Source organism: Methylobacterium adhaesivum (assembly GCF_022179065.1).
GTDB classification, from domain to species: Bacteria; Pseudomonadota; Alphaproteobacteria; order Rhizobiales; family Beijerinckiaceae; genus Methylobacterium; species Methylobacterium adhaesivum.
In genome coordinates, this window is record NZ_BPQD01000015.1 from 84,890 (window position 1) to 106,113 (window position 21,224).

The 21,224-nt window shown below is 66.7% G+C and carries 24 protein-coding genes; 16 read left to right on the forward strand and 8 right to left on the reverse strand.

Translation table 11 applies throughout. From position 1 onward, the window contains the following. The first annotated feature begins 29 nt into the window (after positions 1–29). Complete coding sequence (gene hisN, locus MFF01_RS12875) at positions 30–815, forward strand: histidinol-phosphatase (RefSeq protein WP_238225892.1); 786 nt, start codon at positions 30–32, stop codon at positions 813–815. Positions 816–822: 7 nt separating this feature from the next. Here the strand turns inward: hisN and MFF01_RS12880 are convergent, their stop codons facing one another. Then, positions 823–1,803 carry an alpha/beta fold hydrolase gene (locus MFF01_RS12880; RefSeq protein ID WP_238225894.1) on the reverse strand — a complete coding sequence of 327 codons (981 nt, stop codon included), beginning with the start codon at positions 1,801–1,803 and terminating at the stop codon, positions 823–825. A gap of 224 nt (positions 1,804–2,027) precedes the next feature. On the opposite strand from MFF01_RS12880, the gene MFF01_RS12885 reads away from it, so the two are divergent. Then, positions 2,028–2,501, forward strand: coding sequence for an Hsp20 family protein (locus tag MFF01_RS12885; RefSeq protein WP_238225897.1), 474 nt, complete (start codon positions 2,028–2,030; stop codon positions 2,499–2,501). 77 nt (positions 2,502–2,578) lie between these two features. On the opposite strand, the gene MFF01_RS12890 is transcribed toward MFF01_RS12885, so the two are convergent. Both MFF01_RS12890 and MFF01_RS12895 read right to left on the reverse strand, forming a co-directional pair. After that, on the reverse strand, positions 2,579–2,878 hold the full coding sequence (locus MFF01_RS12890) for a hypothetical protein (protein WP_238225899.1): 300 nt from the start codon (positions 2,876–2,878) through the stop codon (positions 2,579–2,581). 94 nt (positions 2,879–2,972) lie between these two features. Further along, positions 2,973–3,419: an RNA polymerase subunit sigma-70 gene (locus tag MFF01_RS12895; RefSeq protein WP_238225901.1), complete on the reverse strand. Its 447-nt coding sequence runs from the start codon at positions 3,417–3,419 to the stop codon at positions 2,973–2,975. Between the two features lie 260 nt (positions 3,420–3,679). Between MFF01_RS12895 and kdoO the strand changes: the two genes are divergently transcribed. Both kdoO and MFF01_RS12905 read left to right on the forward strand, forming a co-directional pair. Next, positions 3,680–4,546: a Kdo hydroxylase KdoO gene (gene kdoO / locus MFF01_RS12900; protein ID WP_238225903.1), complete on the forward strand. Its 867-nt coding sequence runs from the start codon at positions 3,680–3,682 to the stop codon at positions 4,544–4,546. Between the two features lie 32 nt (positions 4,547–4,578). Further along, complete coding sequence (locus MFF01_RS12905; protein ID WP_238225904.1) at positions 4,579–4,878, forward strand: antibiotic biosynthesis monooxygenase family protein; 300 nt, start codon at positions 4,579–4,581, stop codon at positions 4,876–4,878. A 150-nt stretch (positions 4,879–5,028) separates the two neighbouring features. Here the strand turns inward: MFF01_RS12905 and MFF01_RS12910 are convergent, their stop codons facing one another. Further along, positions 5,029–5,439: a hypothetical protein gene (locus tag MFF01_RS12910; protein WP_238225906.1), complete on the reverse strand. Its 411-nt coding sequence runs from the start codon at positions 5,437–5,439 to the stop codon at positions 5,029–5,031. A 538-nt stretch (positions 5,440–5,977) separates the two neighbouring features. On the opposite strand from MFF01_RS12910, the gene hemC reads away from it, so the two are divergent. After that, complete coding sequence (gene hemC, locus MFF01_RS12915) at positions 5,978–6,901, forward strand: hydroxymethylbilane synthase (protein ID WP_238225908.1); 924 nt, start codon at positions 5,978–5,980, stop codon at positions 6,899–6,901. Between the two features lie 5 nt (positions 6,902–6,906). Here the strand turns inward: hemC and MFF01_RS12920 are convergent, their stop codons facing one another. Continuing rightward, positions 6,907–7,956, reverse strand: a complete 1,050-nt coding sequence (locus MFF01_RS12920) for a GSCFA domain-containing protein (RefSeq protein ID WP_238226038.1) — start codon at positions 7,954–7,956, stop codon at positions 6,907–6,909. Positions 7,957–7,975: 19 nt separating this feature from the next. On the opposite strand from MFF01_RS12920, the gene MFF01_RS12925 reads away from it, so the two are divergent. Next, entirely contained in the window at positions 7,976–9,031 is a 1,056-nt protein-coding gene (locus MFF01_RS12925; protein WP_373319755.1) for a WcbI family polysaccharide biosynthesis putative acetyltransferase, read from the forward strand. Between the two features lie 54 nt (positions 9,032–9,085). Here MFF01_RS12925 and MFF01_RS12930 read toward each other — a convergent pair whose 3' ends face one another. Further along, positions 9,086–9,472 carry a response regulator gene (locus MFF01_RS12930; protein ID WP_238225912.1) on the reverse strand — a complete coding sequence of 129 codons (387 nt, stop codon included), beginning with the start codon at positions 9,470–9,472 and terminating at the stop codon, positions 9,086–9,088. 32 nt (positions 9,473–9,504) lie between these two features. On the opposite strand from MFF01_RS12930, the gene MFF01_RS12935 reads away from it, so the two are divergent. From MFF01_RS12935 to glmM, 6 genes are all read left to right on the forward strand, one after another. After that, on the forward strand, positions 9,505–9,990 hold the full coding sequence (locus MFF01_RS12935) for an Hpt domain-containing protein (RefSeq protein ID WP_238225914.1): 486 nt from the start codon (positions 9,505–9,507) through the stop codon (positions 9,988–9,990). Between the two features lie 289 nt (positions 9,991–10,279). Beyond that, entirely contained in the window at positions 10,280–10,810 is a 531-nt protein-coding gene (pal, locus tag MFF01_RS12940) for a peptidoglycan-associated lipoprotein Pal (protein WP_238225916.1), read from the forward strand. Positions 10,811–10,974: 164 nt separating this feature from the next. Then, a complete protein-coding gene (gene ybgF, locus MFF01_RS12945) occupies positions 10,975–11,925 on the forward strand; it encodes a tol-pal system protein YbgF (protein WP_238225918.1) in 951 nt (316 codons plus the stop codon). After that, on the forward strand, positions 11,922–13,022 hold the full coding sequence (tilS, locus tag MFF01_RS12950) for a tRNA lysidine(34) synthetase TilS (RefSeq protein WP_238225920.1): 1,101 nt from the start codon (positions 11,922–11,924) through the stop codon (positions 13,020–13,022). Before ybgF ends, tilS begins: the two co-directional genes overlap by 4 nt. Positions 13,023–13,070: 48 nt before the next feature. Next, the gene (gene ftsH, locus MFF01_RS12955) at positions 13,071–14,993 is read left to right on the forward strand and encodes an ATP-dependent zinc metalloprotease FtsH (RefSeq protein WP_238225923.1); all 1,923 of its coding nucleotides are present in this window, start codon (positions 13,071–13,073) and stop codon (positions 14,991–14,993) included. Positions 14,994–15,203: 210 nt separating this feature from the next. After that, the gene (glmM, locus tag MFF01_RS12960; protein WP_238225925.1) at positions 15,204–16,547 is read left to right on the forward strand and encodes a phosphoglucosamine mutase; all 1,344 of its coding nucleotides are present in this window, start codon (positions 15,204–15,206) and stop codon (positions 16,545–16,547) included. 6 nt (positions 16,548–16,553) lie between these two features. Here glmM and MFF01_RS12965 read toward each other — a convergent pair whose 3' ends face one another. Then, complete coding sequence (locus tag MFF01_RS12965) at positions 16,554–16,880, reverse strand: MmcQ/YjbR family DNA-binding protein (protein ID WP_373319748.1); 327 nt, start codon at positions 16,878–16,880, stop codon at positions 16,554–16,556. Positions 16,881–17,101: 221 nt separating this feature from the next. On the opposite strand from MFF01_RS12965, the gene MFF01_RS12970 reads away from it, so the two are divergent. The 4 genes from MFF01_RS12970 to MFF01_RS12985 all read left to right on the forward strand — a co-directional run bounded on the left by MFF01_RS12970 (position 17,102) and on the right by MFF01_RS12985 (position 20,453). Continuing rightward, positions 17,102–17,965: an outer membrane protein gene (locus MFF01_RS12970; protein WP_238225928.1), complete on the forward strand. Its 864-nt coding sequence runs from the start codon at positions 17,102–17,104 to the stop codon at positions 17,963–17,965. A gap of 221 nt (positions 17,966–18,186) precedes the next feature. Then, positions 18,187–19,077 carry an outer membrane protein gene (locus tag MFF01_RS12975; RefSeq protein ID WP_373319749.1) on the forward strand — a complete coding sequence of 297 codons (891 nt, stop codon included), beginning with the start codon at positions 18,187–18,189 and terminating at the stop codon, positions 19,075–19,077. Positions 19,078–19,181: 104 nt separating this feature from the next. After that, the gene (locus MFF01_RS12980) at positions 19,182–20,090 is read left to right on the forward strand and encodes an outer membrane protein (RefSeq protein ID WP_238225930.1); all 909 of its coding nucleotides are present in this window, start codon (positions 19,182–19,184) and stop codon (positions 20,088–20,090) included. 138 nt (positions 20,091–20,228) lie between these two features. Continuing rightward, complete coding sequence (locus MFF01_RS12985; RefSeq protein WP_238225933.1) at positions 20,229–20,453, forward strand: hypothetical protein; 225 nt, start codon at positions 20,229–20,231, stop codon at positions 20,451–20,453. 7 nt (positions 20,454–20,460) lie between these two features. On the opposite strand, the gene MFF01_RS12990 is transcribed toward MFF01_RS12985, so the two are convergent. Beyond that, the gene (locus MFF01_RS12990; RefSeq protein ID WP_238225935.1) at positions 20,461–21,009 is read right to left on the reverse strand and encodes an HNH endonuclease; all 549 of its coding nucleotides are present in this window, start codon (positions 21,007–21,009) and stop codon (positions 20,461–20,463) included. Positions 21,010–21,224 lie beyond the last annotated feature (215 nt).

Sequence of the window (21,224 nt, forward strand, 5' to 3'; positions counted from 1 at the left end):
GGTCTCGGCCCCAGCGACAGGAAACTCCGATGAGCGTCGTCGATCTCGCGCGATTCATGGACGATCTCGCCACCGAATCGGGCCAGGCGATCCTCCCGTTCTTCCGCGCCGCCTTCGGCATGGACGACAAGGGCCACGGCGGCACCTTCGATCCCGTGACGGAGGCCGACCGGGCGGCAGAGGTGATCCTGCGCGGCCTGATCCGCCGCACCTTCCCGACCCACGGAATTCTCGGCGAAGAATTCGGCTCTGAGAATTTGGACGCCGAATGCGTCTGGGTGCTTGATCCCATCGACGGAACCCGCGCCTTCATTGCCGGCCTGCCGACCTGGGGCACCCTTATCGGTCTCACCCGCAACGGCGTGCCGGTCCGGGGCCTGATGCACCAGCCATATCTTGGCGAACGGTTCTCCGGGGACGGCGCCACGGCGCGGATGCGCTCGGCGCGGGGCGAGCGGACCCTACGGACCCGGCGTGGGACGGACCTGAAACACGCGCTTCTTGCAACCACCGATCCGCGCCTGTTCGCTGACGGTCCCGAACGCGAGGGCTTCGCCGCCATCGAGGCGGCCGTGCGCCTTTCGCGCTACGGCACCGATTGCTACGCTTATTGCATGCTGGCGGCGGGGCAGATCGACCTCGTGGTCGAGGCGGGGCTGAAGCCCTACGACATCGTCGCCCTTATCCCGATTGTCGAAGGCGCCGGCGGTGTGGTCACCACCTGGGACGGTGGGCCCGCCGCCGGGGGAGGGCGCATCGTGGCGGCGGCCGACCGGGCCTTGCATGCCGAGGCCCTGCGGCTGCTCAACCCCTGAACGTCGCTCACGTCTCGGCATAAGCCCCGGCCGAGATCGGTCCGGCGGACTGTCCCGGCACGAAGGCATCGAACGCAGCCCAGAAATCGTCGCGGATCGCATCGGTCTCCGACAGGATCTCATGACGGGCCGCGGGCAACACGAGGATATGGGCTCCCCGCACAAGCCGGGCGAACCGCTCCGCCACCCGAGTCTCGCAAACGGGGTCGGCACCGGCCCCGACGATGAGGGTCGGGATTGCGATGCGGCCGGCCACGCGCCGGTCGCGCAGGTGCGCCATGATGCGGAACGCGTCGGCGAGCCACGCGATGCTCGGATCACCCACGGCACCCGCCCCGACACTCTGGGCGGCTCGGGCGTTGCGTGCGTAGCGCACCGGATCCCCCGACAGGCGGTTTCCCGTGAACGGTTTGGTGGCGATGGACACCGGCCGGCCGAATGGAATGTAGCGACGCCCCAATCCGATCCGGTGCAGGCTGCGGGCGAGGATCGAGGCACCGGCCGGCCAGCGCACCATCCGGAGGGCGAGCATCGGTGCCACGGTGACGATCCGCTCGAACGCCAGCCGGCCCTCGGCCGCGGCGGCGAAGGCCACAGCGCCCCCCATGGAATGGGCGAGGCAGATGTGCGGATACGGCATGAGCGGCAACAGGACCGCCTCCTCCACGGCCTTGAGATCGAGGCGGTAATCCGCGAACCGGGTCACATGACCCTTGTGGGCATCTGCCACCTGGCGCTGCGATTCGCCCTGGCCGCGCCAGTCAAATGCGACGACGGCGAAGCCGCGACGGCGCAGATCCCCGATGGTCTCGTAGTACTTCTCGATGAATTCGGCCCGCCCCTGGAGCAGGCAGATGGTGCCCTTCACGAGCCGGGTGGTGGGACGCCAATGAGCCACCCGCAGGTCGAGGCCGTCCTCGGTGCGGACCGTCGTCAGAACCCCGCCGGGCGGAACCGGATTGTCCGGGGTGGAAGTCAGCGTCGGCATCCAACACTCCTCGTTCGGCAAGATCCCATCCGGCGATCCGCCACGCCCCTAGGTTCTCACGCGGAAAAATTTCGAACGATCGCCCATGTTCCGGCGATCCAGGCTCTTGCAGGGACAAACAGGCCCGCCAATATCATGGAAGCACCGGCCGTTACGGCGGTGCGACAGGTCCGGCCCTAGGGCGGACCCATTCTAAGCATGTTGCTTCTTATGGAGAATATGTCATGCGCCAGTTCGATCTTGCTCCTCTCTATCGTTCCACCGTCGGCTTCGACCGGCTGTTCTCGGCCCTCGACCAGTATGTCGCCGCCGATCCGGCTCCGACCTACCCGCCTTACAACATCGAGCGCACCGGCGAGAACGCTTACCGGATCACCGTGGCGGTGGCCGGCTTCACGGACGCTGATCTTTCCATCGAGGTGAAGGAGAATGCGTTGACCCTCAAGGGTGAACGGACCCCGGATCCCAACAAGCCCGTGACATTCCTGCATCAGGGCATCGCCGCACGCGCCTTCGAGCGCCGTTTCCAGCTTGCGGACTACGTGCAGGTGACGGGTGCAGTGTTGGAGAACGGCCTCCTCCATATCGATCTCGTCCGCGAGATTCCGGAGGCGAAGAAGCCGCGTCATATTCAGATCGCTACTGGGCGGACTTCGCCGGCTCCGTCCATCGAAGGCACGGTGCAAGAGGCCGCCTAAGCCGAAACGTTACGTGCTCTGATCGCGCGCCCCGGTCACCCGACCGGGGCGCTTTCGCGTGCAGGCTCGCGTGGGTGTCAGGACTCGTCGTCGAAGCGGTCGCCACGGCCGGGCTCCTTGCAGCGATATCCGACGAAGCAGCGCGGCGTGTCGCGGGCCGGGACGAAGGCGGGAATCGTGATCTCAGTGATTTCGCAGAAGCTGCGGTCTCGGACGAAGCGATCGTAGGTCGCGCCACCGGTCCCGAGAACCACTCCGCCCTGACGCGAGACGGTGTCCTGTGCCTGCGCGCAGCTCATGGCCGTGGTCGAGGCACGCTGAGCCTGCGCCGGGCCGATGGCGGCGAGACACAGGGCGGTCGCCAAAACACGTCTCATTCGTCCCGTCCCCTTGGGGCGCAGCAGGCGGCGCGTCCATTCGGAGAACGCCGCTGCACCGTCGCCGATCCGGGGGCGCGTCGTCGTGTGCGGTCTACAGGTCGCCGAAGATGAGTTGTCCCTGCGGGCTTGCACGCCGCGCCGAGGCCGCGCCACTTCGAGACGCGGGTTTCGCCGCCCTCACCGACGGGCGCTTGGCGGGCGGCTCGGCCCGTATCCGCGCCTTGGCCCGGTCGCGCGCGATGGCCTCGGGCGCATTCGGATCGTCATCGAGCCATTTGCCGCGCTTGATCACCTCGTTGACCCGGCCCTGATTCACGCCGACCTTGAAGGCGATCTCCTGCTGAGTCATGCCCGTGGTGGCGTGAAGATCGAGGATCGCGCGGGCGAGTTCCGGCGTCATCTTCTGTCCCGTCAGGCGCCGCGCCGGCTTCACGGTCCGCGTCGCACGGTCCCGCTCGCGCAAGCGCTCCAGGAGGGCGAGCGCCATGAGCATCCCATGCTCGCGGAGCGACTCCTCGAATTCCTTCAACGTCGCCATGCTGGCATCCCCAAAGCCGCCGGCCTCCGAATCTATGGAACCGGGACCGTCTTACAAACGTGCCGCACGCCCTTGAGTTGCGCGCGGCGCAACGCCAATGGTTGGGCGCAGGAGCTGGTCCTGACAACCGGGCAGTCTCGTCATCCACCGGTATTCGCGAAGACGGACTCTCGGCGGAGACAATGCGCGGACGGGTTGGTCTCCCCCGCCCCCTTCGGATAAACGACGTCACCGCCAGCTCGAACAGGATGCCGCCCGCGATGATCAGCCCGATCGTTTCCGTTTCCCACGAGGGCGCGGCGCCCGGAACGCATTCCCTCGTCGAGGCCCTGGAAGGCGGCGCGGTTCTGAAGTTCTCCGACTTGGATTTCCCCCTGAGCCCGTTCGAGGAGCGGTTCGTCGAACGTCCCTTCGCCGACGGCAAGGCCAAGAATGTCAACATCCGGGGCAAGGACGCCGCGTTGCGCGGTGCGGCCGGCACGACCGAGGAACAGGAGGCGTTGCGCCAGCTCCTCATCCGGTACCGCGCCTTCGCGGAGGCGCTGATCAACCGCCATCTGCCGGCCTATCGCGGCAAGGTCACGTTCGCCGGCACATCCTATCGGCCCTTCGAAGTCGATCGGCGCAAGCTGAGCTGGCGACGCGACGACACCCGCCTGCACGTGGATGCGTTTCCATCGAACCCTATCGGCGAGAAGCGGATTCTACGAATTTTCCGCAACATCAACAGCGAAGGCCAGCCGCGCCTGTGGCGGGTCGGCGAGGATTTCGCCTCCATGGCACAGAAATTCGTGCCCGGGCTTCCGGGCTATTCGCCCCTCTCGGCGCGCCTGCTGGCCGCCCTGAAGATCACCAAGGCCCGGCGTTCCGAATACGATCACCTCATGCTGCACCTGCACGATGCCCTGAAACAGGACATGGCCTATCAGGCGAACGCGCCGCAGGCCGACGTGCAGTTCGCGCCGGGCGAGACCTGGGTCACGTTCTCGGATCTGGTGATGCACGGCGCCATGGGGGGCCGCTACATGCTGGAGCAGACCGCTTATCTCGCGGTCGTCGATCAGGTCGAACCGAAGCAAAGCCCCCAGCGCATCCTCGCCCGGACCCTGGGCCGCCCCCTTCGCTGAACCCCACGCCCCGCAAAGGACCCAATCCTCTCATGATCCTCGAAATCGCCCAGATCGACATCAAGCCCGGCTCGGAGCCCGACTTCGAGGCCGGCATCGCTAAGGCCGCCGAGATCTTCCGCGCCGCCAAGGGCTGCCGTAGTTTCGCCGTCCGGCGCTCCGTGGAGAAGCCGCAGCGCTACCGCCTGCTCATCGAGTGGGACACCCTCGAGAGCCACACGAAGGATTTCACCGGCTCCCAGGCCTGGCAGGATTACCGGGCCATGGTCTCGCCGTACTTCGAGGTGCCGCCCAGCGTCGAGCACACGGAATTGACGCTCCAGGCGTTCTGAGGGCAAGCCTCGGCGAACGCCGCTCGCCCCTCGGGAGTGTGGCGTTCGCTTCGAAGGGCCTCGCACAAGCGAAAAGTCTTACCGAACGTCCGTGTGCGCCGAAGGCTTAGCTTGAAACTAACGGTGCGGCGGGAGGCTTGCGCGTGATATTCAGCGGCCCGAGCCGCGGATGATCATCTTCAATTGCGAGTCGAGATGATTCCAGCGGGCGACGATCCGGCGTTGGGCACAAGCCTCAAAGGAATCGCCCGCGAAGAAGCCGACATTCACTTCCGTTTGCCGGCATTCGAGGAGCGGCGGAAGCACGATCACTGCCGGAACCGGTAGACTGAGCAGGGCGAGATCGATCATCAGACCGAGCTTCCAGCTGATGCGGCTCCATCGCGACTTCTTCGGAGGAGCCGCCTGGAGGCCGTAATAGTCCCTGGCTAAGTGGGCCTTCACGGTTTCATGGCTTGGGACGATGCGGCGAGGAAATTTCGTTTCTCGGCCTGGCTCAAGGCCCGCTGGGACGGTCTCCGATAGGACGCCCTGTTTCGGCGAGTCCGAATATTTCGTCATGGCGGCCTCACCGCATGCCCGTGGCGATGGAACGGAGCTGCGCCTGCAGGGTGAAAAGCTGTCCGAACAGGTCCTGGCGTGCGCACGCGGCCGCAACGAGCCCCTGTGGTAGGAAAGCTGGTCGGGAACCGGCACCGCACGGCATCAAGGCTGTGACGACGAAGGTCCCGAACGAGGCGAGGGAACTCACGAGCAAGAGGATCTTGAAGAGGCCGGGCCCCCGGCGACGGGGAGCGACGTCCTCCGCGCGTGAGGGGCGGACGGGGCGCGGATCCGCGTCATCGGGATCATCACGGGGACCGAACTCGGCCTGATAGTACCGTTCAAGCTTGCTCAGCCTCATCCGTCCGTCGTCCCGCCAATCGCTACAACTCCTGCGTTGCAACCACAGGGCGCGCGGAACCACTAATTTTGTGACAAGAACGCCAGTCGATTCCTCCGCGAAATGCCCGCCTTCGCGTTGTCCCATGCCCGGTGACAGGGCGCCGCGGACTGCGTACCACGGTGCTCAGGACCACAGCCCGAGCGATCTTCGCCCATGATCCAGCGCCCCCTACGCATCGGCACCCGCGGCAGCCCCATGGCGCTCGCCCAGACCGGACTGGTGAGGGACCAGATCGTCGCCGCCAATCCCGGGCTCGAGACCGAGATCGTGGTCGTCAACACTGTCGCCGATCGCATCCTCGACCGCCCGCTCTCCGAGATCGGCGGCAAGGGCCTGTTCACCAAGGAACTCGAACAGGCTCTCTTCGCTGACGTGGTCGACGTCGCCGTCCATTCCATGAAGGACGTGGAGACCTGGCTACCCGAGGGTCTCGTCATCGCCTGCATCCTGGAGCGCGACGACCCGCGCGACGCGTTCCTGTCGCCCCGCGCCGCGGGATTCTCGGACCTGCCTGCGGGCGCCCGCGTCGGGACTTCATCCCTGCGACGCGCAGCGCAGGTGCTCATGCGCCGGCCGGACCTGCGCATCGTTCCCCTGCGGGGCAACGCCAACACTCGGATGCGCAAACTGGAGGAGGGGACCTGCGACGCCACCCTCCTGGCCCTGTGCGGCCTCGAACGCCTTGGCATGACCGAGATGGCCCGGAGCGTCCTAACCGTGGACGAGATGCTGCCGGCCGTGGCGCAAGGGGCGCTCGGCATCGAGTGCCGCGAAGCCGACGCCGAAGTGCGCGCTCTCCTCGCCCCCCTGGTCTGTCCCCGCGCCACCGCCGAACTCGACGCCGAGCGCGGGCTTCTGGCCGAACTCGACGGCTCGTGCCGCACGCCCATCGCGGCCCTGGCCCGGATCGCGGGCGAGACCCTGTCCCTCGACGGGCTGCTCTTCCTGCCGGACGGCAGCGCCCATTGGGCGGTGCAGCGCTCAGGGTCCGTCGCCGATGCCGCGCGGATCGGCGCGGAGGCGGGTGCCGAGCTGAAGCGCGCGGCCGGCGACACCTACTTCAAGCACCTGCAGTAGGGCGATCAGGCGAGGCTGCGCTCGATGGCCTCCTCGTCGCAGACGACACCGGCGGCGCGGGCGTATTCGAGGCCGAGGGGATGGGGCACCGCCGCGCGGGGCGCCCTCTCGGTGAAGGCCCCGAGGAACACCCGCATCACGTGGGCGACCCCCTCCGGTGTCACCGAACGCAGGTCGTCGGCGTAGTACCGGGCGGCATTGGCCGTGCTGGTGACGATCTCGTAGGCGGGAAAATACACCGCGCGCGGCTCGGCCTCGACCACTTCCTCCGCAGCGACACGCAGCGCCGCCTTGCTGTAGGCGTTGGACACGAGGACGTGCCGGTCGGCATAGGAGGCGATGAGCGGCACCGGCGAGACCGTCAGGATCACCCGGGCGCGGGCGTTCACGCGGAACAACCTGTCCAGGAACGCGAGCATGTCGTCCCGGACCTGCGAGGCACGGGCGTTGACGAAGGCGTAGCGTTCGGGATCGAACCCGTCGCCGATCACCCCCGGGGCCACCGGCAGGACTGCGCCGTCGGCCCGGTGCTCCCATCCCTCCGTCAGGCCAAGGGTGTACACGAACACATCGAGGTCCTCGAACATCCGACGCACGGCCGCGAGGTGGCTTTCCTGCGAGGCGAGCAGGGCCGCCTCGTCGGCAAAGCCGGCGGGTTCGATGGCGGGACGAAACGGATCGACGAGGCGCCCGTCCGGACGGGTCCAGGCGGTGAGACCCGGCCGATAGGTGCCATAGGCGCGGTCGAACAGCTGCAGCAGCTGGCGCGCGGTGTAGACGTTGCCGTAGCGCGCGGAATAGGTGCCGAACTGGCGCGCTTCGGCCGCATCGGGCGGGAGCCCCGCGGGGGCGGGCTCGGCGAGGTAGCGGCCGAACCCAGCTTCCGTCAGGGCGCGCGACACGTGCTGGGCGAAGCAAGAGCCGGCCGTAGCCACCCGGGCGCCCGGCGCGATGGAGAAAGCGCCGCTCGGCCCCGGCGCCAGGGCGAACGGCGGCACCCCCGCCACGACCTTGCGCCAGAATCGCTCGGCCGGTAGATCGGCGTAAGGGTTCATCACCACGGCGGCACCTCTCATCCGATCGTTTACAGGCTGGCCGCACCGGGCCTTCGCAAGGGTCGCGAACTTCGGGCGATCCGTTCTCTCCTCGCCGTCATGGTCACCATCCTGGGCGGGACCGTGGCGCCGGCCCGGCCCTCAGGCGGGACCGGAGCGCACCGGTCCGCGCATCGCCGTCCTGGGCAATTGCCAGGCGGAGGGGATCGGCCGCGCCTTGAGCCTGCTTCTGCCCGACGCGCAGGTGACCCTCGTCCCCCTCGCGACACTGCGCCGGGACCACGGCAGCGTGGCGCAGCTGCGCCGCCACCTCGCACCGTTCGACCACGTCTTCACCCAATTCTTTCCGGACGGGTTCCTCGACGGTGGCAACGTCCACGCCCTGGCACAGGGGAACGCGCGCCTGCGGCTATTCCCGACAATCCTCTTTCCGGCGTTTCACCCCGACATGGTTCATGTCGGCGATATTGGCGCCCTCTCGGCTGCGCGCCTCGTGCACTCGCCCATGGGACCGTACCACTCCGCCATCGCGCTCTGTGCCTACCGTGAGGGGCGCACGGTGGACGAGACCCTGGCGCTGTTCCGGGACGACGTCTTTGCATGCCTCGGCTATTACGAGGCCTGGGTCGATGCGAGCGCCTATCTGCTCGGCAGTGCCCGCGACATCGACTTTCCCCTCGAGGCCGAGCTGGCGCGCTGGTCACGGCGCGGCTGCTTCATGCACGTGCTCAATCACCCCAAGCTCTTCGTGCTGGGCGATCTCGCCCGCCGCCTCGCCCGCGAGGCGGGGCTGAAGCCTGCCGATATTCCTGTGGAGGATTACCTCGCCGACGATCTCGCGACGGATGCAGTCTGGCCGCTCTACCCGGAAATCGCCCGGCGCTACGGGCTCGTAGGCAGCCTGCGGTTCAAGCCGAAAGAGCTTGCCGGGACAACCGCCCCGACACTCCTCGACCACGCGGCCTTCGTGTCCGGTAGTTTCGAGACGTATGCCCGACTACCCGTGGACAGCCTCGTCTGCCCGCGCGTCGCCGCTTGGCGCGATGATCCGGCAGTGCGGGCGATCTTCGCCTGAATCGGGCGATCGATACGGGGCGCCAGGGACCGGGTCGCCGCCTCGCAGACCGGATCAGCCGGCGGCGCGCGAGCCCGTGGTGGCGGCGATGCCGTGGGCGAGTTCCGCGACGGGCTGCATCCGGAACGGCTTAGCGACGAAAAGGCTGTTGCTGACCGCCCGCTTCGGCGGATGCGCGCTGCTTGACGTATAGACGACCGGACGGCCGGGGTGCAGCGCCCGGAACGTCTCGGCTACCGTCCAGCCGTCGACGAGGCCAGGCAGGTTGATGTCCGTGAACAACCAGTCGATGGCCGCCCCCGTCTCGCGAATCACCATCAGGGCCGCCTCGCCGCTGGAGACGGCGATCACGCTCGACCCGCCCTGCTCGCAGACGCGGGTGAGCATGTCGAGAAGCAGATAATTATCCTCGACAACCAAAACCCGGCAACGGGAATCCATCGCATATTCCAACTCTTTCCATAGTCGAAGCTATGCTGTATTGGTTAACGGTCCTTGAACGCTGCCGTGGCCTGTCCGTGCCGAGATCCCCACCCCCCATCGACACGATAAAGATTCGCGACGGCGCGCCCGACCTGCTCGAAGTGTCGAAATTCGACGAGTCCGAGCTCGTGTACGATCCCTCGACACTTGCCGAACTCGAAAGCGTTTTCGGGCGTGTGCGCTTAATGGATCTTCTCAGTCACCTGAATAGCGAGATTGCTCAGCGGCTTCTCGCGCCCGAAACCGATCGCTCCGCCCTGCGGCACGACGCGCACACCTTGCTGTCGGTGAGCGGATCCCTCGGCTTCTTCGAGCTGTCCCGGCGCTGCATCGAGATGGAGCAGGCCTGCCTCCTCGGAATCGATCTGGTCGCCCCCCTGCGGGCCGCCCGTTCTGCGGCCAAGGGCGCGATCGCTGCGATCGGCGAACTCGAAGCCTGTGCCATCGCGGCGACGACGGAAGCCTGCGCCGCCTGAGAGCTTCCGTTGCACGGGGGCGACAGGGAGCGTGAAATGGCCGGCCTTCCATCGAATGGACCCAGACGCGCCGTATTGATGCGTGAGTTGATTCCGCGACGAACGCGAATTCTGGTCAAGGGTGCGTCCACGCACGTGGCCTTCCGAGAAGGCGCGGCCGAAACCCCGTGTCAAGGTTGACGGAACCCTCGCTTAACCAGACCGGCTTAATCGACGAGCCTTGAAACGCCGCGCGAGTCACCGAGTTGGCCCGTGCCGGGCGCAGGCACCGTCCGAGGAGAACAGGACCATGGTCACGATCGCGCGCTCCCGCGTGCTGAGTTTCACGGTGGCGCTTTGCGCCGCTCTCAGCGTCGCCGCCTGCAGCAACGACAAGGATCTCGCCGATGCCTCCGGCTTCGGTGCCGGAGGCGCCGGCGGTGGCGCTTACGGAGCCGGCGCCGGCACACCCGGCAGCGCCCAGGATTTCGTGGTCAATATCGGCGATCGCGTATTCTTCGAATCGGACTCGACGGATCTGACGCCTACGGCGACGGCGACCCTCGACAAACAGGCGGCCTGGCTTCAGCGCTACCCACGCTACACCTTCCTCATCGAGGGCCATGCCGACGAGCGCGGCACCCGCGAGTACAATTTCTCCCTCGGCGCCCGCCGTGCCCAGGCGGTGAACGATTACCTCGCCTCGCGCGGCATCGCCTCGAGCCGTATCCGCACAGTGTCTTACGGCAAGGAGCGGCCTGTGGCCGTGTGTAACGACATCTCGTGCTGGTCACAGAACCGCCGCGCCGTCACCGTCCTCGATCGCGGCGCTGGATCCTGATTTCCGCTGCCTCGTCTCGGTCAATGACAAGCGGCCGAGACGAGGCGGATATCTCCAGGTGTCGAACGAAACGCCCGCGTTTTGCCGCAATGCGGCACACCTGTTATGGGGCGCAAGGCCGCGTCGCTGGCCTTCACGGGACACGTTCACCGGTGCCGATTGCCATGCTCCGTCGCCTTCTCCTTACCACCTGTCTCACGTTCGCGGTTGTGCTGCCCGCGGCGGCTCAGGACGGGTCCGACTTTGTCGTGCGCCTGAACCGCCTTGAGAATCAGTCGCGCCAGCAAGCCGGGCAGATCGAGACGCTCCAGCACGAGAACCGGCAGCTCAAGGAGCAGCTGCGCAAGTTCCAGGAGGACGTCGAGTTCCGGCTTCAGGAAGCCAAGGGCGGCGACAAGGGTGGACGGGCCGCTCCGGTGCCGGGCGGCAATCCGGCAGCTCAGAAGCCGGCCAAGCGGAGCGACGCCTTCGATCCCGAGCAGAATCCCGGCCGACCCGGTGCCCCGATGCCGCTTGGCGCGACGCAGCCGTCGGTTCCCGTCGCCGAGGCGCCCCGGTCCCGCGCGGTGCCGCCCAACGTGGTGGAGTCCGAGGACGAGGAGCCCGGACTCTCGTCTCCGGGCTTCGGCGAGCCCGTCGACCTGACGCCGCCGTCGCGGGTGCCAACCACCGGCGCCATCGCCCAGCCGACCCGCCCGAGCGGCAGCGTGGCCGCCACCGGCACGGGCGACGCTCGGTCGGATTACGAGGCGGCCTACGCCTTCATTCTTCAGCGGCAATACGAGCAGGCCGAGATGGGCCTGCGCCAGTTCATCCAGTCCCACCCGCGCGATGGGCTGGTGCCGGCGGCCACCTACTGGCTCGGCGAGAGCTACCTTCAGCGCAACCGCAATCGCGAGGCGGCCGAGCAGTTCCTGAAGGTGTCGACGGATTACGCGCGTTCGCCCCAGGCGCCCGAAGCGATGCTGAAGCTCGGAACTTCTCTCAACGCCCTCGGCGCCCGCGAGCAGGCCTGCGCAACCCTCGCCGAACTCGAGCGCAAGTTCCCCGGTGCCGCGCCCTCCGTCCGCCAGGGCGTGACACGCGAACAGAAGCGTGCCCGCTGCGCGGCGTGACCGCCTGGGACTTCGACCTCGGCGCCATCGAGGCGTCGCTCGTTCCGTTCGTCACCCCCACCACACCCCATGGCGGTGTGCTCCTGGCCGTCTCGGGCGGCCCCGATTCGACGGCTCTTCTGCACGCGGCCCTGCGGGCGGGAGCGACGGTGCCCCTCCACGTCGCCACCGTGGATCACGGCCTGCGGGTGACCTCTGCCACCGAGGCCGCCGGGGTCGCCGAGATGGCGAGGGGGCTCGGACTGTCGCATCGGACCCTCATGTGGACTGCGCCGAAGCCGGGCCATGGCTTGCAGGCCGCCGCCCGCGCCGCCCGGTACAATCTCCTCGCCCGCTATGCGCAAGACCTCGGGGCCGCCTGGGTGCTAACCGGCCACACTCGGGACGACCAAGCGGAGACCGTTCTCCTTCGCCTCCTCGCCGGCAGTGGTCCGGCCGGTCTCGCCGGCATGCGGTCCGAGCGCCCCCTGGCCGACGCCGTGCAGCTGGGGCGGCCGTTCCTCAGCCTGCGGAAGGCTGAACTCGTCGCCTATTGCGCGGCCTTAGCACTTATCCCCATCCAAGATCCCTCGAATGCCGATCCGCGTTTTGCCCGCGCTCGCCTTCGCCGACTCATGCCCGTCCTCGCCCAGGAGGGCTTGAGCGACGTTCGCCTGTGCCGACTCGCCGCGCGTTGCGCGCGCGACGACGAAGCCCTGACCCAGGCCGCCGCAGCCGCCTATGCGGCAGCCATCCGCCCCGCCGACGGCCCCGTTCTCGTCCGCCTCGACGCACCTGCCCTCGCGGGGCTGCCCGACGCGATCCTGATCCGCGTCGTCGCGCGAGCCCTTGGGGCGGCGGGCGCCAGCCCGCGGCTGGAGCGGATCGAGCGGCTGATCCTGAAAGATCTGCGTCCGGCCCTCGACGCCGGGACATTCCTGCGCCGCACCCTCGGCGGCTGCCTCGTTACGCTGACACGGGGGAGGGGACTGACCCTGGCCCCAGCCCCGCCGCGGGCGGGGAGCGTGACCGGGGCGGACGGCCTTGCCGCAGGCCCGCGCGATTTACTTGGCAAGGGGGACGGCGGTGCCTACATTGGCTCGGAGTGCCCGGACTGATATCCGCCTCTTCACACTGCGGACCCGGACACCCCCAGGGATTGATCGATGAACCCGAATTTCCGCAATTTCGCCTTGTGGGTCGTCATCTTCCTGCTCGTGCTCGCCCTCGTGACCCTGTTCCAGAATCCGGGGCATCGGGGCGGCGGTACCGAGATCGCCTATAGCCAGCTCCTGAACGACGCCGATGCCGGCAAGATTCAGACGGTGGTGATCTCCGGGCAGGACGTGAGCGGCTCCTACGTCGGCGGCGGCAACTTCACCTCCTACGCTCCGAACGACCCGAGCCTGGTGTCCAAGCTCCAGAGCAAGGGGGTGCAGATCTCCGCGCGCCCGCCCTCGGACAACACGCCGTGGTTCATCCAGCTCCTCGTGAGCTGGTTGCCGATCCTCGTGTTCATTGGCGCCTGGATCTTCCTCTCGCGCCAGATGCAATCGGGCGCCGGCAGGGCCATGGGCTTCGGCAAGTCGAAGGCGAAGCTCCTCACGGAAGCCTCTGGGCGCGTAAGCTTCGACGATGTCGCCGGCGTCGAGGAGGCCAAGGAGGATCTCCAGGAGATCGTCGAGTTCCTGCGCGATCCACAGAAATTTCAGCGCCTCGGCGGCCGCATTCCGCGCGGTGTTCTCCTCGTCGGTCCTCCCGGCACGGGTAAGACCCTCATCGCCCGCGCTGTGGCGGGTGAGGCCAACGTTCCGTTCTTCACCATCTCGGGCTCGGACTTCGTCGAGATGTTCGTCGGCGTCGGCGCCTCCCGCGTGCGCGACATGTTCGAGCAGGCGAAGAAGAATGCCCCGTGCATCATCTTCATCGACGAGATCGACGCGGTCGGCCGCCATCGCGGCGCCGGCCTCGGCGGCGGCAACGACGAGCGCGAGCAGACCCTGAACCAGCTCCTCGTCGAGATGGACGGGTTCGAGGCCAACGAGGGCGTGATCATCATCGCGGCCACCAACCGGCCCGACGTGCTCGATCCCGCCCTGCTGCGTCCGGGCCGGTTCGACCGCCAGATCATGGTGCCCAACCCCGACGTCGTCGGCCGCGAGCGCATCCTGCGTGTCCACGTCCGCAAGGTGCCCCTAGCACCGGACGTGGACCTTAAGGTCATCGCGCGCGGAACGCCCGGCTTCTCCGGCGCCGACCTTATGAACCTCGTCAACGAATCCGCCCTGCTCGCGGCGCGGCGCGGCAAGCGCATCGTCACGATGCACGAGTTCGAGGACGCCAAGGACAAGGTGATGATGGGGGCCGAGCGCCGGACCCTGGTCATGACCGAGGACGAGAAGCGCCTCACTGCCTATCACGAAGGCGGCCACGCCATCGTCGCCTTCAACGTGCCGGCGACCGATCCCGTCCACAAGGCGACGATCATCCCGCGCGGCCGAGCGCTCGGCATGGTCATGCAGCTGCCGGAGCGCGACAAGCTCTCCATGAGCTTTGAGCAGATGACCTCGCGCCTCGCCATCATGATGGGCGGCCGCATCGCAGAGGAGATGACGTTCGGCGCCGACAAGGTCACCTCGGGGGCCCAGTCGGATATCGAGCAGGCGACGCGTCTCGCCCGCATGATGGTGACCCGCTGGGGCTTCTCGCCCGAACTCGGCACCGTCGCGTACGGCGAGAACAACGACGAGGTGTTCCTGGGCATGTCCATGGGCCGTCAGCAGACTGTCTCGGAGGCCACCGCCCAGAAGATCGACGCGGAGGTCCGCCGACTCGTCGAGACCGGCCTCGAGGAGGCCCGCCGCATCCTCGGTGAGCACAAGGACGATCTCGAGGCCCTCGCTCAGGGGCTGCTGGAATACGAGACCCTGTCGGGTGACGAGATCCGCAACCTCATCGCCGGCAAGCCGCCCGTTCGGGATTCCGGTGACGGACCGTCGAGCACCGTTCGTGGGTCCTCGGTGCCCTCCGCCGGTCGTGGGCGGCCGCGTGAAACCGATGGTGGCCTGGAGCCGCAGCCCCAAGCTTGACCTTCGATCCTCCTAGAACGATTTGACCGTGAGCCCGCCCCTCCGGCGGGCTCACGCGCTTATGGGGACTGCGTGCCCGGGAAACCCGTGATTCAGGTTCGGCCGCCTATCGTCCCGGTCGTGTGCGCTGCGGATCCGCCGGGGGCACGACCTGCAAGAGCCATCGGCCCTGACGCCCCACGGCCCCAAGAGAGACGGATTGCGAAAGCCATGTCGCGCAAATATTTCGGCACGGACGGTATCCGGGGCCGCGCCAATGGCGTCATCACGCCGGAACTTGCCCTGAAGGTCGGTCAGGCCGCCGGCTTGATCTTCCAGCGCGGGGACCACCGCCACCGCGTGGTGATCGGCAAGGACACCCGTCTATCGGGCTACATGATCGAGACCGCCCTCATCGCCGGCTTCACCTCGGTGGGCATGGATGTGCTGCAGCTCGGCCCGATGCCGACGCCGGCCGTCGCGATGTTGACCCGCTCCATGCGGGCCGATCTCGGCGTGATGATCTCGGCCTCGCACAACCCGTTCGAGGACAACGGCATCAAGTTGTTCGGCCCCGATGGATTCAAGCTGAACGACGAGGTCGAGCGCGAGATCGAAGCGCTCATCGACGGTGAGCTGCACAAACGCCTCTCGGGCTCGCGCGACCTCGGAAGGGCCAAACGCATCGAGAGCGTGCACGCCCGCTACATCGAGTTCGCCAAACGCTCCCTGCCGCGAAACGTCACTCTCGACGGCCTCCGCATCGTCGTGGATTGCGCCAACGGCGCCGCCTACCGTGTCGCCCCCGAGACCCTGTGGGAACTCGGGGCCGAGGTGATCGCCATCGGCGACGAGCCGGACGGCTTCAACATCAATCAGGATGTCGGATCGACGGCGCCGGCCGCTCTCGCGGCCAAGGTCCGCGAGCTGCGGGCCGATATCGGCATCGCCCTCGATGGCGACGCAGACCGGGTCCTCATCGTCGACGAGAAGGGTCAGTCCGTCGACGGCGATCAGCTCATGGCCGTCGTCGCCCGCTCGTGGAAGGAGGACGACCGCCTGACACAACCGGGTCTCGTCGCCACGATCATGTCTAATCTCGGCTTGGAACGCTACCTAGGCGGAATCGGCCTGTCGCTCGCCCGCACGGCGGTGGGCGACCGCTACGTCCTCGAGCATATGCGCGAACACGGCTACAACCTCGGCGGCGAGCAATCCGGCCACATCATCATGTCGGATTACGCGACGACGGGGGACGGCCTCGTCGCGGCCCTGCAGCTTCTCAGCGTGGTCAAGCGGTCGGACCGACCCGTCAGCGAGGTCTGTCACTGCTTCGATCCTCTGCCGCAGATCCTGCGGAACGTCCGCTATCGCTCGGGCGAGCCCCTTCGGGCGGAAGCCGTCGTCACCGCCATTGCCCATGCGCGCGACCGACTCGGAAACGGCGGACGCCTGGTGATTCGCGCCTCGGGCACTGAGCCGGTGATCCGGGTCATGGCCGAGGGCGACGACCGCACCCTGGTGTCGGACGTGGTCGACACGGTGGTGGAAGCCGTGGCCCGGGCCGCCGCCTGACGACCTTCACGCCCCGTCAAGGGCGTCAAGGGCCAGGGTCCGCCACGCCGCGAGCAACGCATCGCGCAGCACCGCCTCGTCCGCATCCCATAGATCGAGGTTGGTCCAACCGCGTCGACCCCAGGCGCCGGGCACGGGGCTGAACAAATCCGGCTCTTCCTCCAAGACGCGCGCTTGGTCGTCGCGCGTGAGACGAAGCACGACCCGTTCCTCCTCGACCCACAGGGTGGCGAAGATGCGCCCAGCGATGCGGAAGTCCGGATGCCCTTGGTGCGCACCTTCGCTCACGTCGGGAAGCATCAGGGCTAGGGCTCGGACATCGTCGGGACGCATGGCCATCCGTCTAAACGACGGGTGAGGGGAACGCACGGGGCCGTAAAAGACGATGAGGAATGAAAGGGTCTGCAACCCGGTTCCGCGTCGTCGTCAAGGCTTCGGCAAGGATAAGATTTAACGTTAAACCCGCTTTAACTCCCCTCGGGGCAATGATGCCTTCGTCATCTGAGCCGGTGCCTTTCGCCCCCGGCAAACGGTCGAGTGAAGGACTGAATTCCATGCGCCGCTCCAAGCTGAATGCCTTGGTGCGCTCGTTCACGCTCCTTGCGAGCGTAGGAGCGCCCTGCCTCGGATATGCCGCCGATCTGCTTCCGCCCCTGCCGCCCGAGCCCCTGCCGCCGCCCGTCGAGATCGGTGGCGCCTGGTACCTGCGCGGCGATGTCGGCGTTGGCGCGGCCAGCTACGAGAAGGTCGTGACGACGGTGAAGGGCGGATATCTGCCCGACGATTACACGATCCATCAGAAGAACATGGGCGACCAGTTCTTCGCCGGTGGCGGTATCGGATACCAGTTCAACGGCTTCCTGCGCGGTGACATCACCGGCGAATACCGGGGCGGCAGCCGCTTCTCCTTCGTCGAGAAGTTCAACCTGCCTTACGGCGACGGCACGCCGGCCAAGGGCATCGACTACGATCAGGGCAACCTGTCCTCCGTCGTCGCCATGGCCAACGGCTACATCGATCTCGGCACGTGGTACGGCGTCACCCCGTTCGTCGGTGGCGGCATCGGTGCCGCTTTCCACACGGTCAGCGGCTTCAACGATACCGGCGCCGGTTCGGCCGCCGGGGGCTTCGGGATCGCCGCAACGAAGCACACGACCAATCTCGCCTGGGCGGCCATGGCTGGCCTCGGCTACAGCGTGACGCCGAACCTCAAGCTCGAACTCGGCTACCGCTACATGAACCTCGGCCATGTCGGCACCGGTCCCGTGACCTGCTTCAACGATCCGGGTTGCGGCGGCGCCTCCTACCGGCTGAAGGAAGTCACCTCGCACGATGTGCGCATCGGCATGCGCTGGATGCTCGGTGGCATCGTCGCCGATTACCAGCCCGAGCCGGCTCCCTTGATTCGCAAGTACTAGATCGCAATTACCGAAAACAAGACAATCGATCGATTTCCGGCCAAGAGCGTGGACCTCCGGGTCCACGCTCTTCTTGTTTTTGCCCCAGATAAAACTGATCGACCTAGACCAAATCTTTGATTTTAATCGGAAAATAACCGGCTTTCCCTAGAACTTACACGAGGGACAGGTGCCGATCTCATCCTCCGTCTCATGCCTCGATCAATCCCGCCGGTGACAGCATGATCCAACAGACGCGCCCCTCGCATCCAGCTCTGCCGGCGATGCGCGCTGCCCTTGCCGGAACCACACTGCTGGTGGCATCCCTGATGGTGCAAGCCCCCGCGCAGGGTGCCGATCTGGCGCCGCCGCCCCTCGAAGCGGCAGTCATCCCCGTCGGGAGCGGCTGGTATCTGCGGGCCGACTTCACGGAGAGCTATCTCGTCCGTCCAAAGGATGCGACGCTGCCCGACCCCAACGATCCCGGTATGCCGCCCCTGCTTCGGCGGTCCCTCAGCCACGAGCCCGGTTATGGCGGCGGCGTCGGCTACCGCTTCACCCCCTGGCTGCGCGTCGACGCCACCATCGACCAGCGCCTGGCCGCCACCTACAGCGCCTACTCGTCGCGGAGCAATTTCGTCACGGGTTACAACGTCGAGGCCGGTCGTCTCAGCGTGCTCACGGGTCTCGTGAACGTCTATGCCGATTTGGGGACATGGTGGGGCTTGACGCCCTATCTCGGCGCGGGTCTCGGTTTCGCGCAGAAGGACTTTCACGGGGGCTACACGCAGACGACCTGCGTGATCGACGCCTGCGATGGAAATGCCGGCACCGGACCCCGCACCGCCGTCGCTCGCCCGGACCGGTCCGTGACGAGCTTCGCATGGTCCCTCACGGGCGGTGTCTCCTACGACCTCGGCGCCGGCTTCAGTCTCGACGCAAGTTATCGGTACGTCGATCTCGGCCGCGCGAAATCCGGGTCCGATGCCTTCGGCCAGAGCAGCCGCCTCAAGGATCTTGCCGCCAACGAGGTCCGGGTCGGCTTGCGCTACGCCTTCGCGGACAGCTTTGCACGCCTGCCGAGCCTTCAGGGCCTGCCGGTGGTCTGGAGCAGCGGCAACCCGTACGAATAGCGTCGCGCGGGTCCGGAGCAACGCTCCATTAAGGTTACTCAACTACAGCTGTATCGACAGGCGCAGAGTAACTTAGTCCATCTGATGCCTCGAGGACGACATCGATGCGGACCCTGACCTTCGCGATCCTGACGACCCTGGCCCTCGGCGGGGCTTTTCCCGTCCAAGCCGCCGACCTCGATTATGGCGTGTTGCGCGGGCCGGATTATGAGCCGCCTGCACCGAGCATCGACTGGAACGGCGTGTATTTCGGCGGGCATGGGGGTTATACGTCGGGAGCGCTGGGCTTCACAACGACGTTTCAGACCCTCGTAGCAGGTAATTTAAAGTCGACAAGCGCCGAAGAGGTTCTGGGTGCTTCGTCATTGCTAACCGCGCGATCTGCGCGCGTCGGCGGCGGAAGCTACGGAGCTTTTACCGGATTTAATTATCAATTCGACGAGGCAGTTGTTGGTCTGGAAGCTGATTACACTCGCTTCGAGCGGGGTGGCGCAACGTCCGATGCTATTAAGCGTTCGGCGACCGCAAGCACCGGTTTCTACGAAACCGTTGAACTGAAAGGACTAGCCTCCACAACGATCGAAGATTACGGCACGATTCGTGCGCGGGGTGGATGGGCCTTCGGCAGCTTCCTCCCATTCGTTACGGGCGGTCTCGCCATCGGTCGAGCGCAGGTCGTCGACCGTGTCGAGATCAAATCTTATGGCTATGACCAAACAACCTATCGAGCGAACCAAGCTTTAACGACCGGCTCGCCGGCCTATGTCAACAACCATGGCTATGCCACATTCCTTCAAAAGGATCCCGCTGGAAGTACAGTTGACAGTCCGATGGTCCTGGGCAGAGCCACTACAAAAGTTGTCGGCGGCATCGCCCTTGGTGGCGGTCTTGAATATGCCTTGACGCAGAACTTCATCCTGCGCGGCGAATACCAATACGTCCTTTTCAACGATTTCGATGGCCATAAGGTCAATCTCAACACCGTACGCGGCGGCGCGGCCGTGAAGTTCTGAGGTGGTCGGAACCTTCGCGGTGACCCACCGTCGAACCGATGGTCGTCGTTGCCGAGAAGATCGTTAAGGCGGCGCGGCCTATGATCGGCGAAAGGGAAGGCTCGCTGTATGGCCTTTCCGACAGACGGAACGCCCCGCATGATCCGCTCGCTTTTCCTCACCGGCTTGTCCGCGGCCAGCGTCTTCGCGGCCGGTTTGGTCGCGCAGGCCGGGGGTGCCCCTCACCACCGTCCGCTGCTCCCGCCGGAGGTCGCCTACCGCGATCCCGCTTACCTGCCGCCGCCACCGCCGCCTGTTCCCGTCGTCACGCCACCGCGCTCCTTGAGCCTGCCGCTCTACAACGAGCCTCCGCCCCGGTTCTGAGGCAGGCTCAGCTTTCGAGCTCGGAATCCCAGTAGAGGTAATCCACCCAGGTGTGGTGGTATTGCCGATGGTCGAATTCCGGCTGGCGGCGGTGCAGCTCGTGCCGGGTCGGGCGGTGCGGCTCGTTCAGGAGCGGCATCTCGGCTTCGGCGGGCGTGCGGTTGGCCTTGCGTAGGTTGCACGGCGAGCAGGCCGCGACGACATTCTCCCAGCTCGACAGGCCCCCGCGCGAGCGCGGCACCACGTGGTCGAAGGTCAGCCCGCCCGAGGGCAGGCGAAGGCCGCAATATTGGCAGGAGAAGGTGTCGCGCAGGTAGATGTTGTAGCGGGTGAAGGCGGGGCTGCGCGCCAGGGTCACGTAGCTCTTGAGGGCGACCACGCTCGGCACCCGCAGGGAGCGGCTCGGGCTGCGCGCCTCGACGTCGTAGCTCGCCACCAGGGTCACGCGGTCGAGGAACAGGGCGGTGAACGCGTCCTTCCAGGACCACAGCGACAGCGGATTGTACGACAGAGGCCGGTAATCCGCGTTCAGCACGAGCGTTTGGAGATCCAGCATGGCGCTTACTCTCTCGACGGGTCGACAGGGGGACAACGCGCGGGAATCGCCCGGCACGCTGCCCCTGTCCGATGAAAGATCAAGATTTTTCGAAGTTTTGGCCGGTGCGCTCGGCGATCATGACGGTCACCGGCGACACGCCACGGGTGGGACCAGCGGATCTCGGTGTCGGCGTCGCGTTTCGGGCGTTGCGGAGCCCTCGCGGGCATGAGCCG

Excerpts from the sequence above, each read along its gene's own strand:
- hisN (WP_238225892.1), top strand. The coding sequence starts at position 30 with ATGAGCGTCGTCGATCTCGCGCGATTCATGGACGATCTCGCCACCGAA.
- MFF01_RS12880 (WP_238225894.1), bottom strand. The coding sequence starts at position 1,803 with ATGCCGACGCTGACTTCCACCCCGGACAATCCGGTTCCGCCCGGCGGG.
- MFF01_RS12885 (WP_238225897.1), top strand. The coding sequence starts at position 2,028 with ATGCGCCAGTTCGATCTTGCTCCTCTCTATCGTTCCACCGTCGGCTTC.
- MFF01_RS12890 (WP_238225899.1), bottom strand. The coding sequence starts at position 2,878 with ATGAGACGTGTTTTGGCGACCGCCCTGTGTCTCGCCGCCATCGGCCCG.
- MFF01_RS12895 (WP_238225901.1), bottom strand. The coding sequence starts at position 3,419 with ATGGCGACGTTGAAGGAATTCGAGGAGTCGCTCCGCGAGCATGGGATG.
- kdoO (WP_238225903.1), top strand. The coding sequence starts at position 3,680 with ATGATCAGCCCGATCGTTTCCGTTTCCCACGAGGGCGCGGCGCCCGGA.
- MFF01_RS12905 (WP_238225904.1), top strand. The coding sequence starts at position 4,579 with ATGATCCTCGAAATCGCCCAGATCGACATCAAGCCCGGCTCGGAGCCC.
- MFF01_RS12910 (WP_238225906.1), bottom strand. The coding sequence starts at position 5,439 with ATGACGAAATATTCGGACTCGCCGAAACAGGGCGTCCTATCGGAGACC.
- hemC (WP_238225908.1), top strand. The coding sequence starts at position 5,978 with ATGATCCAGCGCCCCCTACGCATCGGCACCCGCGGCAGCCCCATGGCG.
- MFF01_RS12920 (WP_238226038.1), bottom strand. The coding sequence starts at position 7,956 with ATGAACCCTTACGCCGATCTACCGGCCGAGCGATTCTGGCGCAAGGTC.
- MFF01_RS12930 (WP_238225912.1), bottom strand. The coding sequence starts at position 9,472 with ATGGATTCCCGTTGCCGGGTTTTGGTTGTCGAGGATAATTATCTGCTT.
- MFF01_RS12935 (WP_238225914.1), top strand. The coding sequence starts at position 9,505 with ATGCTGTATTGGTTAACGGTCCTTGAACGCTGCCGTGGCCTGTCCGTG.
- pal (WP_238225916.1), top strand. The coding sequence starts at position 10,280 with ATGGTCACGATCGCGCGCTCCCGCGTGCTGAGTTTCACGGTGGCGCTT.
- ybgF (WP_238225918.1), top strand. The coding sequence starts at position 10,975 with ATGCTCCGTCGCCTTCTCCTTACCACCTGTCTCACGTTCGCGGTTGTG.
- ftsH (WP_238225923.1), top strand. The coding sequence starts at position 13,071 with ATGAACCCGAATTTCCGCAATTTCGCCTTGTGGGTCGTCATCTTCCTG.
- glmM (WP_238225925.1), top strand. The coding sequence starts at position 15,204 with ATGTCGCGCAAATATTTCGGCACGGACGGTATCCGGGGCCGCGCCAAT.
- MFF01_RS12965 (WP_373319748.1), bottom strand. The coding sequence starts at position 16,880 with ATGCGTCCCGACGATGTCCGAGCCCTAGCCCTGATGCTTCCCGACGTG.
- MFF01_RS12970 (WP_238225928.1), top strand. The coding sequence starts at position 17,102 with ATGCGCCGCTCCAAGCTGAATGCCTTGGTGCGCTCGTTCACGCTCCTT.
- MFF01_RS12975 (WP_373319749.1), top strand. The coding sequence starts at position 18,187 with ATGATCCAACAGACGCGCCCCTCGCATCCAGCTCTGCCGGCGATGCGC.
- MFF01_RS12980 (WP_238225930.1), top strand. The coding sequence starts at position 19,182 with ATGCGGACCCTGACCTTCGCGATCCTGACGACCCTGGCCCTCGGCGGG.
- MFF01_RS12985 (WP_238225933.1), top strand. The coding sequence starts at position 20,229 with ATGATCCGCTCGCTTTTCCTCACCGGCTTGTCCGCGGCCAGCGTCTTC.
- MFF01_RS12990 (WP_238225935.1), bottom strand. The coding sequence starts at position 21,009 with ATGCTGGATCTCCAAACGCTCGTGCTGAACGCGGATTACCGGCCTCTG.